We start from the raw sequence: 10293 nt of genomic DNA on the forward strand, positions 1-10293 counted from the left end.
GCCGTTCGCCTCGTGGCGCTCGCGGACCGCGTCGCGGCTGTCGGCGTACGGGGCGATCACCGGGACCAGCGCCGTGACGCCGTTGCGGGCGAGCAGTTCGGCGACGAAGCCGATGCGCTGCACGTTGGTGTGCCGGTCCGCGCGGCCGAAGCCGAGGCCCGCGGAGAGGAACTCGCGGATCTCGTCGCCGTCGAGGAGCTCGACGCGCCTGCCCTCCTCGCGCAGGCGGCCGGCCAGCTCGTGGGCGATGGTGGTCTTCCCGGCGCTGGGCAGGCCCGTGAGCCAGACGGTGGCTCCGGTCGTCACGTGGTTCTCCCTGGAACTCGATGGTCCGGTGGTCGTCGTCATGTCAGCCGTGCAGTCCGCACTCGGTCTTGGTGAGGCCCGCCCAGCGTCCGGCGCGGGCGTCCTCGCCCTCCAGCACACGGCGGGTGCACGGCGCGCAGCCCACGGAGGCATAGCCGTCCATGAGCAGCGGGTTGGTGAGGACGCCGTGCTCGTCGACGTACGTTTGCACATCTTCCTGTGACCACTTGGCGATGGGAGAGATCTTCACCTTGCGCCGCTTCTCGTCCCAGCCGACCACGGGGGTGTTCGCCCGGGTCTCGGACTCGTCGCGGCGCAGGCCGGTCGCCCAGGCCTGGTAGCCCGCCAGGCCCTCCTCCAGCGGCCTGACCTTGCGCAGCGCGCAGCACAGGTCGGGGTCGCGGTCGTGCAGCCTGGGTCCGTACTCGGCGTCCTGCTCGGCGACGGTCTGGCGTGGGGTGAGCGTAATGACGTTCACGTCCATCACGGCCTCCACCGCGTCCCGGGTGCCGACAGTCTCCGGGAAGTGGTAGCCGGTGTCGAGGAATACGACGTCCACGCCTGGCAGGGCGCGGGAGGCGAGGTGGGCGACGACCGCGTCCTCCATCGAGGAGGTCACGCAGAAGCGGCTGCCGAAGGTGTCGGCCGCCCACCGGAGGATCTCCAGGGCGGAGGCGTCCTCCAGTTCGCGGCCCGCCCGCTCGGCCAGCGCCTTGAGTTCGTCGGTCGTACGCTCTTCCCGAACCGCGGTCATATCGGTTCTCCTCCCGTGGAGTTGGGCTGAAGTCCCCGGGACAGCAGGCCGAGGAACTTCAACTGGAATGCGCGGTTGCACGCCGCGCATTCCCAGGCGCCGTGGCCCTGCTCGTGCGGACGCAGGTCCTCGTCGCCGCAGTAGGGGCAGTAGAAGGGCGCGGCACGCTCCGTCATGACAGGGCCTCCTCGGAGGCGCGGGCCGCCCAGGTGGCGAAGCGCTCGCCGTCCTCGCGCTCGGCCTCGAAGCGCTTGAGGACGCGCTCCACGTAGTCCGGCAGTTCCTCCGCCGTGACCTTCAGGCCGCGCACCTTGCGGCCGAAGCCGGGCTCCAGGCCGAGGGCGCCGCCCAGGTGCACCTGGTAGCCCTCGACCTGCTCGCCCCGCTCGTCCAGCACCAGCTGGCCCTTGAGACCGATGTCCGCGGTCTGGATGCGGGCGCAGGCGTTGGGGCAGCCGTTGAGGTTGATGGTGAGGGGTTCGTCGAAGTCGGGGAGGCGGCGCTCCAGCTCGTCGATGAGGGAGGCGCCGCGCGCCTTGGTCTCGACGATGGCCAGCTTGCAGAACTCGATGCCGGTGCAGGCCATGGTGCCGCGCCGGAAGCTGGAGGGCCGGGCGGTGAGGTCGAGCGCCTCCAGGGACTCCACCAGGGAGTCGACCTGCCCCTCCTCGACGTCGAGGATGATCATCTTCTGCTCGACCGTGGTGCGGACCCGGCCCGAGCCGTGCGCCTCCGCCAGGTCGGCGACCTTGGTCAGGATGGTGCCGTCGACGCGGCCGACGCGCGGGGCGAAGCCGACGTAGAAGCGGCCGTCGCGCTGCCGGTGCACGCCGATGTGGTCGCGCCAGCGGCTGGTGGGATCGGCGGGCGCCGGGCCGTCGGTCAGCTTCCGCTTCAGGTACTCGTCCTCCAGGACCTGGCGGAACTTCTCCGCGCCCCAGTCGGCGACCAGGAACTTCAGGCGGGCGCGGTTGCGCAGCCGCCGGTAGCCGTAGTCGCGGAAGATCGAGATGACGCCCTCGTAGACGTCGGGGACGTCCTCGATCGGCACCCATGCGCCCAGGCGCACACCCAGCTTGGGGTTGGTGGACAGGCCGCCGCCGACCCACAGGTCGAAGCCCGGCCCGTGCTCGGGGTGCTCCACGCCGACGAACGCCACGTCGTTGATCTCGTGCACGACGTCGAGGACCGGCGACCCGGAGATCGCGGTCTTGAACTTGCGCGGGAGGTTCGAGTACGCGGGGTTGTTCAGGACGCGGCGCTTCATCTCCTCCAGCGCCGGCGTGCCGTCGATGATCTCGTCCTCGGCGATGCCCGCCACCGGGGAGCCGATCATCACGCGGGGCGTGTCGCCGCAGGCGGTCACCGTGGACAGGCCGACGCCCTCCAGGCGGTTCCAGATCTCGGGCACGTCCTCGATCCGGATCCAGTGGTACTGGACGTTCTGCCGGTCGGTGATGTCGGCCGTGCCGCGCGCGAACTCCTGCGAGATCTCGCCGACGACCCGCAGCTGTGCGGTGGTCAGCGCGCCGCCGTCGATGCGGACGCGGAGCATGAAGTAGCTGTCGTCCAGCTCCTCCGGCTCCAGGACGGCCGTCTTTCCGCCATCGATGCCCTGCTTGCGCTGGGTGTACAGCCCCCACCAGCGCATACGTCCGCGCAGGTCACCGGGGTCGATCGAGTCGAAACCCCGCTTGGAGTAGATCGTCTCAATCCGTGTCCGTACGTTGAGACCGTCGTCATCCTTCTTGGTCTGCTCGTTGGCGTTGAGCGGGGTGAAGTGACCGGCCGCCCACTGGCCCTCGCCACGGTGACGGCTCACCTTGCGGCGGGGGGTCGCGGCGGCAGGCTCGGGTGGAGTGGCGGCCATGGTGTGACACGTCCTTCAAGGCAGACGGAAAGCGGCTCTGGCCTGCGCGCACGGGCGCATGGCAGACATGCGCGTCCTTGCGCGGGCGGAGGCTGATGCGGGGAATCCGGTAGTGCTGGAGGGGGCTCTCAGCGGGCCGGACAGATGGCGCTGGACATGCGGCCGAGGTCGACGTGCCGCCGACTCACCAAGGCAATTCCAGTTCCAGGCATGACGGAAGACTGGCACGGCGATCTGGACACAGTCCAGCTTCGTCCAAGATGCGGACACCCTTGTCCCGCAGAGCGAGACAAGGGTGTTGTGGATCACAGCGGGCGCCCGTGGGGGCGGCGGCCGGCCGGTCAGGCGGGGATCGAGCGGGGATCAGGTGGGAATCAGGCGGGGAACGCCCCAGGCCAGGGGCCCGGAGTGGCCAGGTCCGCCTCCTCCTCGACCTTGGTGTCGAAAAGCCGGAAGCCGCGCCGCTGGTAGTTGTCCATGGCGTGCTCGCCGTCCTTGCTGCACGTGTGCAGCCACACCCGTTTGGTCGTGGCCAGCCCCGGCCGGCGGTCCGCGATGTCCCAGGCGCGGGCGGTGCCGTACGAGAGGAGGTGGCCGCCGATGCGCCGGCCCCGGAACGCGGGGAGCAGCCCGAAGTACTCGATCTCCACCACGCCGTCGTCGCCGGCCGTCAGCTCCACGTATCCGGCGGGCGTGCCGTGGTCGTAGGCGACCCAGGTCTCCACGCCGGGCCGGTCCAGGTGCTCCAGCCACCGGGCGTGGCTCCAGCCGAGCCGGTCCGTCCAGCGGATGTCGCCGCCGACCGAGGCGTAGAGGAAGCGGCTGAACTCGGGGGAGGGCACCGCGGAGCGGACGATCCGCACGTCCCCCTCCGGGGCGGCGGCCGGCAGCAGGTCGGTGGGCGCCGTCTGCTCCAGGGACCAGGTGGTCACGGCGATGTTGGTCATGCCGGTCAGGGAATCATCCGGTTCACGGATCTGTCGATCCCGGGCGGCCCGATCCCGGGCGGCCGGCCACCTTCGCCGCGCGGATCAGTCCAGCGCGTCCTCGATCGACCTCAGCGGCAGGGCGAACAGCATGCTGCCCGACTGGGACCAGACCTCGCCGGTCCGCGCCCAGTAGGACAGGGAGCCCGCCTGTCCGCTCCAGCAGCGCTGCGAGCCGTCGGAGCCGCACTCGGTGGCCCGGGCGCCCTCCGTGTCCTGGCGCCACAGGGTGCCGCGTCCGTCGTGGCCGCCGGCCGAGCGGTCCAGGTACCAGTCGGCGCGTGCGGCGCCCGCCGGGCGGTGCGACAGCACCCCCCCGACCTCGGCCGCCCCGGTTTCGTACGCCTCCACCGCGTCCAGGCGTCCGGCGGAGTCGGTGGCCGGGAGGCCGGTGCGGTCCGGGTCCGTGCTCAGCGGGTAGCGCCACAGCCGGGTGGGGCGGTCGTCGTCCGAGGCCACCCGTTCGCTCGCCACCAGGCTGTCGGGGGTGGTGCTCCGGTCCAGGGAGATCGCGCCGGGCCGTGCGGCGTCGTCGGTGTCGGGGAGGCGGTACGAGGCGACGGCGGGCAGTACGTACCGGTGTCCGCCCGCCGCCCAGCCGCCCGGCACCCGTCCGACGGCGGCGGCCGCGGTGGTGGCGCGCTGGACGCGGTCCACCTCGTACACGTACAGCGCGTCGCGGTCTCCGGCGGCGGTGGTGACCAGCAGCTTGTCCTGGTACCAGACCATGCCGGTGACGGGGGAGGCGAGCCCCCGGTAGTCGTGGCCGCCGTCGACCGGGACGGCGAGGAGGGCCGAGGTGTAGCCGAGGTGGTCGGGGTCGTCGGCGTCGACGAAGGAGACCCGGGCGAGGCCGCCCTGGGGGGTGCCGTCGTCGCGGGTCCAGGCGGAGACGATGACGCGGTGGGCGCCCCAGGTCCCGTCCTCGTCGGCGTCCCCGGAGGTGGTGACCGCGCCGGGCAGCCAGCCCTCGGTGTCGGCCTCGTCCCAGCAGTAGGCGCGGGTGGCGGCGGGGGAGACCGGCAGTGACTCCTTCTCTCCCGCGGTGCAGTCGGCGGCGTCGCGCAGGGTGCGGTCGGCGGAGTCGAGTACGGCGTCGACGCCCACCGGTTCGCCCATGGCGTCGGAGAGCCGGTCGAGCCAGGGCCCGGGTACGCGCTGCTCCGTCAGCCGCAGGGCGTCGGTCTCGGCGGCGGAGGTGAGGGGCTTGAGAGTGCCGGGGTCGTCGGCGACCGTGGCCTGCGAGGCGCTGATCAGCGTGGCGGCGCCGGTCAGCGCGAGGGCCGCCCCGGTCAGGGCCGCGCGCAGCGCCCGTCCCCGCCTGCGCCGGCGGTGTCTGCCGCGATGCTTCATGGAACCTCCACGGACACCGGACCAACTGCGCTCGACGGTGGACGCGTTGACCGAGGAGCGGATGGGACGGTCCGTAGAGGATGCTACGGCAGTCGGCCGGGTCCGCGGACGCGGACGTTGCAATTATGCGAAATCAACCCGCCTTTACGGCCAACCGGGGCGGGGCGCTGCGCTGGCGGGGCGGGAGCCGGGTGGGAGCCCGCGTGGGCGCCGGCCGCCGGGGGTGCGGGTGAACGCCCGGTGTGGAGCGGGCTCGCAGGGCTGTGCGGGGCTTTCGGGTGCGGTCGGGAAGCGTGGGGCGGCTCGGAATCGTGAGCGGCCCGGAATCGTCGGGCGGCCCGGAATCGTCGGGCGGCCCGGTCGGACTGGGTTCTAGCCCTGCGCGGGCCGGGCGGGAATCGTCGGGCGGCCCAGAACTGTCGGGCGGCCCGGAGGCATCGGGCGGGCTCAGGGGCACGCCGCTGTCGTCGCCCCGCGTCAAGGCACCCCCAGCGTCGTCCTGCCCTCCCGCACCGCCGGAGCCGTGGAGTGGGGGAGCAGGTCGCGGGGGTCGGGTGGGAGGAGGACCTCCACCTCCGCGGCTTCGCAGAAACGATACGGCCGATGTTCCAGGTACGGGCCGAGGTATCGACGGACCCGGGACATCTCCGCCCGTACCGTCACCGTGCGGGCCGGGTCGCCGAACACGTCCTCGGCCAGGCCCGCGGCGCTGCGGCCCCCCCGGTGCACGGCCAGCAGGTACAGCAACTCGGCGTGCCGGGGACTCAGTTCCCGGGCCCAGTCGCCCGCCCCGCCCAGCACCCGCACCGACCAGCGGCGCGGCTGTCCGAGGTCCAGCACGATCCGGGTGGCGCCCCGCGGCACCGGCCCCTCGGCGGCCCGCACCAACCAGCCCCCGGCCAGCGGCTCCACGGTGCAGGCCCCGACCGCCGGGAGCCACCTCGTCCCCGCCTCCGGCGACTTGGGCAGCGCCACCCGGTCCACGTACGGCATCCCCGTCACCGCCGCCGTCCAGCCGTCCCGGTCCGTCACCAGCGCCCGCCCGGCCAGCCGGGCCAGTACCGGCGCGGCCACCGCCCGCAGCCGCTCCAGCGACCGCACGTGCAGTTCGCGCAGCCGGGCCTCGGCGAGCTTGGCCACCGAGTCGACCCAGGCGAGCGTCGCCGGGTGCATCGTCTCCAGCGGCCCGCTCACGTCGACCACGCCGAGCAGCCTGCCGCTGCGCGGGTCGGTGATCGGCGCCCCGGCACAGGTCCAGGTCGCCTGGGACCGGACGAAGTGCTCGGAGGCGAAGACCTGTACGGGCCGCCGGGTCACCGCCGGCGTCCCCACGCCGTTGGTGCCGACCACCTCCTCGCGCCAGTCCGCGCCGAGTTCGAACCCGAGCCCGTCCGCCCTGCGCAGCACCGGCGCGCTGCCCTCCCGCCACAGCACCCGGCCGTCCTCGTCGGCGACCACCATGATGTGGTGGGCGATGTCCGCGACCGAGAGCAGCCCCTCCCTCAGCACCGGCAGCACGTGCCGCAGCGCCGAGGACTCGCGCCGCCGCCGCACCTCCTCCGGCGGCAGCAGCCCGGAGCGGACGTCGTGGTCGGGATCGACGCCGCCGCGCAGCACCCGCTCCCAGGACTGCTCGATCACCGGCCGCGGTGCCACCGGGGCCTGTCCGCCGGAGAGCCTGGCGGAGCGGACCTCACTGAGCATCCGGGCCGCACGCGCCGCGTCGACGGCGGCGAGCTGCGTCACGTCCATCGGCGAGAGCGCCACAGGTCCTCGTCCCCCTCCCGGAAGGCGGATGTTCGTCTCATAGTGACCGCTTGCCCGTGCCCGTGAGGGCACAGTCCGCACACAGCCGACAGCAAGTTGCAACCCCCTGCAACCCTGGTGGACGGCCGGGCGGGTGGCCAGACTTGAACCACGCCGCCCCGAGCGGCGTACGCGGCCCGAACAGGCCCGTGTGGCGGAGGTGGTGCCGTGTCGGCGCAGCACCACCTCCGCACCACATGGCCGGATCAGGCCCCCGGTCGGGCCCGCTCCACCACCGACGCCAGGTCCAGGGTCGGCGGCAGTGTGCCGAAGGCCGCGCCCCCGTCGCCGCCCAGCCGCGCGGCACAGAACGCGTCGGCCACCTCCGGCGGCGCGTACCGGACCAGCAGCGAGCCCTGGAGCACCAGCGCCAGCCGCTCCACCAGCCGCCGCGCCCGCCCCTCGGCGGCCGCCAGGTCCGCCAGCTCCGTCAGCAGGCCCCGGATCGCCGCGTCCAGCCGGTGGTCGGCGCCGCGCGCCAGACCCACCTCCGTCAGGTACGCGTCCATCGCCAGCGGCTCCCGCCCCAGCGCCCGCAGCACGTCCAGCGCCTGTACGTTGCCGGCGCCCTCCCAGATCGAGTTGAGCGGCGACTCGCGCACCAGCCGGGGCATGCCGGACTCCTCGACGTACCCGTTGCCGCCCAGGCACTCGGCGGCCTCCACCACCACCGGCGCGCACCGCTTCGTCACCCAGTACTTCGCCGCCGGCACCGCCAGCCGCAGCAGCGCCCGCTCCCGCTCGTCGCCGTCGCCCGCGGCGTCCTGGGCCGCCGCCAGCCGCAGCGCGAGCGTGGTCGCCGCCTCCGACTCGATCGCCAGGTCGGCGAGGACGTTGCGCATCAGCGGCTGGTCGGCCAGCTTCGCGCCGAACGCCTCCCGGTACCCGCAGTGGTGCACCGCCTGCGCCACGGCCTGCCGCATCAGACCCGCCGAGCCCAGCACGCAGTCGAGCCGGGTGGCCGCCACCATGTCGATGATGGCGGGCACCCCGCGCCCCTCCTCGCCCACCCGGCGGGCCCAGGTGCCGTCGAACTCGACCTCGGCGGAGGCGTTGGACCGGTTGCCCAGCTTGTCCTTGAGCCGCTGGATCAGGAACACGTTGCGGGTGCCGTCCGCGAGCACGCGCGGCACCAGGAAGCAGGTCAGCCCGCCCGGCGCCTGCGCCAGCACCAGGAAGCCGTCCGACATCGGCGCCGAGCAGAACCACTTGTGCCCGGTCAGCGCGTACGTGCCGTCCTCGGCCAGCGGCCGGGCCGACGTGGTGTTCGCCCGTACGTCGCTGCCGCCCTGCTTCTCCGTCATGGCCATGCCGAACAGCGCGCCGGCCTTCAGCCGGGCCGGCCGCAGCTCGCGGTCGTACACCTGGGAGGTCAGCCGCGGCTCCCACTCGGCGGCCAGGTCCGGGTCGGCGCGCAGGGCCGGCACGGCGGCGTGGGTCATCGACAGCGGGCAGCAGTTGCCCGCCTCCACCTGGGTCCACATGTGGAAGCCGGCCGCGCGCAGCACGTGCCCGCCCGGCCGGGTCCAGGCCGCGGTCAGGCCGGCCGAGACGCCCTTGCCAAGGAGCCGGTGCCAGGCCGGGTGGAAGTCGACCTCGTCGACGCGGTGGCCGTACCGGTCGTGGGTGCGCAGGACCGGCGGGTTCGTGTTGGCCTGGACGCCCCACTCCTGCGTCTGGAGCGACCCGCAGCTGCGGCCCAGGCCCGACAGCTCGGACAGCGCCTCCTCGCGCAGCTCCGGTGCCAGGTGCCGCTCGACGGCGGCCGTCAGGGCCCGGTCGCCGGTGAAGACGTCGTGGCCGACCAGCGGCGGCGCCTGATTCGTCACGGTGTGGGTGCTGGCTGCCATGAACGTGAACCTATCGTGCCCGGGACCTGCGCGGAGTCGGCACCTTCGGGTGGGCGTCCGCGGATGAGTGCGACCCCCGGCGGCGGATACCTTTAGGGCGTGCAGCCAGCAAGTGAATCCCCCGAACGGCCCTCCGGCCGGCTTCATCGTGTCCGGGTCCTGTACCGGAACGTCTCCAAACGCAGGACCGCCTGGCTGCTGCTCAAGGACACGGTCAACTCGTGCATGGAGTACCGCATCCTCGGCCTGGCCGCCGAGGCCGCGTTCTTCACGCTGCTGTCGGTGCCGCCCCTGCTGCTGAGCCTCCTGGGACTGCTCGGCTACGTCGACTCCTGGATCGGCGCCGACACCACAGAGAGCCTGCGCAACAACATCCTGGACGCCTCCCGCGCGGTGCTCTCCGAGAAGGGCGTCAAGCAGATCACCGAGCCGATCCTGGACGACGTGATGAAGGGCGGCCGGCCGGACGTCATCTCCATCGGCTTCCTGTTCGCCCTGTGGTCGGGCTCCCGCGCGGTGAACGTCTTCATCGACACCATCACCGTGATGTACGGCCTCGACGGCGTCCGGGGGATCGTCAAGACCCGCCTGATGGCCTTCCTGCTCTTCCTGGTGGCGCTGCTGATCGGGTCCGTCGCGCTGCCGCTGTTGGTGGCCGGACCGGACGCTGTGGTGCGGATCGTGCCCTGGTCGACGACGGTCGTGCAGGTCCTGTACTGGCCGGTCGTGATCATCCTGTCGGTGGCCTTCCTGACCACGCTGTACCACGTCTCCGTGCCGGTGCGCTCCCCGTGGATCGAGGACGTGCCCGGCGCGCTGGTCGCCCTCGGCATGTGGGTGCTGGGCAGCTTCCTGCTGCGCATCTACCTCACCAGCACCGTCGAGGGCCCCACGATCTACGGCTCGCTGGCCGCGCCGGTCGCCGTGCTGCTGTGGATCGGTGTGTCCGCGTTCGCGGTGCTCGTCGGGGCCGCGGTCAACGCGGCCATCGACCGGGTCTGGCCGGCCGCCGCCACCGCCGCCGCCCGCGAGGCCAACGAGCGGCTGCGCCAGGCCCAGGTCGCCGACTACGTGGCCCGCGCCTCCGCGAACGGCGAGTCGGACCCCGACATGCCCTCGGAGTTCCCGGAACGCTGGTCCCGCTTCCTCCCCCCGGAGGACGTCACGGCCCGCCTCCGCACCCACGCGAAGCACACGCCGCCCGGCAACCACGACAAGCCCGAGGCCTCGTGACCGGGTACCGAAGCGTCTCTAGAATTCTGTGGTTGCCTGAGTGTTTCGGGCTTTTCGGGCGCGGCGTGGCCGTGTGCGGTCGCCTTGCCCTGGTCCGATCCTCGGGGTGAGGGGGTGGACTGGGGTGGCGTGCAG

General features: G+C 73.0%; 10 protein-coding genes. 1 reads left to right on the top strand and 9 read right to left on the bottom strand.

The features are described from left to right. From ACFWR9_RS41640 to ACFWR9_RS41680, 9 genes are all read right to left on the bottom strand, one after another. Positions 1-306, bottom strand: a 306-nt coding sequence (locus tag ACFWR9_RS41640; protein WP_383852585.1) for an adenylyl-sulfate kinase, incomplete at its 3' end; no start/stop codon positions are given. A gap of 43 nt (positions 307-349) precedes the next feature. After that, positions 350-1060, bottom strand: coding sequence for a phosphoadenylyl-sulfate reductase (locus tag ACFWR9_RS41645; RefSeq protein ID WP_383852588.1), 711 nt, complete (start codon positions 1058-1060; stop codon positions 350-352). Beyond that, a complete protein-coding gene (locus ACFWR9_RS41650) occupies positions 1057-1236 on the bottom strand; it encodes a hypothetical protein (RefSeq protein ID WP_383852590.1) in 180 nt (59 codons plus the stop codon). Before ACFWR9_RS41650 ends, ACFWR9_RS41645 begins: the two co-directional genes overlap by 4 nt. Beyond that, entirely contained in the window at positions 1233-2930 is a 1698-nt protein-coding gene (gene sirA, locus ACFWR9_RS41655) for a sulfite reductase SirA (RefSeq protein WP_383852593.1), read from the bottom strand. Before sirA ends, ACFWR9_RS41650 begins: the two co-directional genes overlap by 4 nt. Positions 2931-3058: 128 nt before the next feature. Next, positions 3059-3142, bottom strand: a complete 84-nt coding sequence (locus tag ACFWR9_RS41660) for a putative leader peptide (RefSeq protein ID WP_310887545.1) — start codon at positions 3140-3142, stop codon at positions 3059-3061. 162 nt (positions 3143-3304) lie between these two features. After that, complete coding sequence (locus ACFWR9_RS41665) at positions 3305-3877, bottom strand: GNAT family N-acetyltransferase (RefSeq protein WP_383852595.1); 573 nt, start codon at positions 3875-3877, stop codon at positions 3305-3307. 84 nt (positions 3878-3961) lie between these two features. After that, positions 3962-5269 carry a hypothetical protein gene (locus ACFWR9_RS41670; protein WP_383852596.1) on the bottom strand — a complete coding sequence of 436 codons (1308 nt, stop codon included), beginning with the start codon at positions 5267-5269 and terminating at the stop codon, positions 3962-3964. 477 nt (positions 5270-5746) lie between these two features. Then, positions 5747-7036, bottom strand: coding sequence for a GAF domain-containing protein (locus ACFWR9_RS41675; RefSeq protein ID WP_383852599.1), 1290 nt, complete (start codon positions 7034-7036; stop codon positions 5747-5749). 245 nt (positions 7037-7281) lie between these two features. After that, the gene (locus tag ACFWR9_RS41680) at positions 7282-8925 is read right to left on the bottom strand and encodes an acyl-CoA dehydrogenase family protein (RefSeq protein WP_383852600.1); all 1644 of its coding nucleotides are present in this window, start codon (positions 8923-8925) and stop codon (positions 7282-7284) included. 99 nt (positions 8926-9024) lie between these two features. Here ACFWR9_RS41680 and ACFWR9_RS41685 point away from each other — a divergent pair, with 99 nt between their 5' ends. Continuing rightward, positions 9025-10158 carry a YihY/virulence factor BrkB family protein gene (locus tag ACFWR9_RS41685; protein WP_383852603.1) on the top strand — a complete coding sequence of 378 codons (1134 nt, stop codon included), beginning with the start codon at positions 9025-9027 and terminating at the stop codon, positions 10156-10158. Positions 10159-10293: the final 135 nt, after the last annotated feature.

This window comes from Streptomyces sp. NPDC058534 (assembly GCF_042717365.1).
Classification (GTDB): domain Bacteria; phylum Actinomycetota; class Actinomycetes; order Streptomycetales; family Streptomycetaceae; genus Streptomyces.

Coding starts and splice junctions, on each gene's coding strand:
- ACFWR9_RS41645 (WP_383852588.1), bottom strand. CDS start 1,060: ATGACCGCGGTTCGGGAAGAGCGTACGACCGACGAACTCAAGGCGCTG.
- ACFWR9_RS41650 (WP_383852590.1), bottom strand. CDS start 1,236: ATGACGGAGCGTGCCGCGCCCTTCTACTGCCCCTACTGCGGCGACGAG.
- sirA (WP_383852593.1), bottom strand. CDS start 2,930: ATGGCCGCCACTCCACCCGAGCCTGCCGCCGCGACCCCCCGCCGCAAG.
- ACFWR9_RS41660 (WP_310887545.1), bottom strand. CDS start 3,142: ATGCCTGGAACTGGAATTGCCTTGGTGAGTCGGCGGCACGTCGACCTC.
- ACFWR9_RS41665 (WP_383852595.1), bottom strand. CDS start 3,877: ATGACCAACATCGCCGTGACCACCTGGTCCCTGGAGCAGACGGCGCCC.
- ACFWR9_RS41670 (WP_383852596.1), bottom strand. CDS start 5,269: ATGAAGCATCGCGGCAGACACCGCCGGCGCAGGCGGGGACGGGCGCTG.
- ACFWR9_RS41680 (WP_383852600.1), bottom strand. CDS start 8,925: ATGGCAGCCAGCACCCACACCGTGACGAATCAGGCGCCGCCGCTGGTC.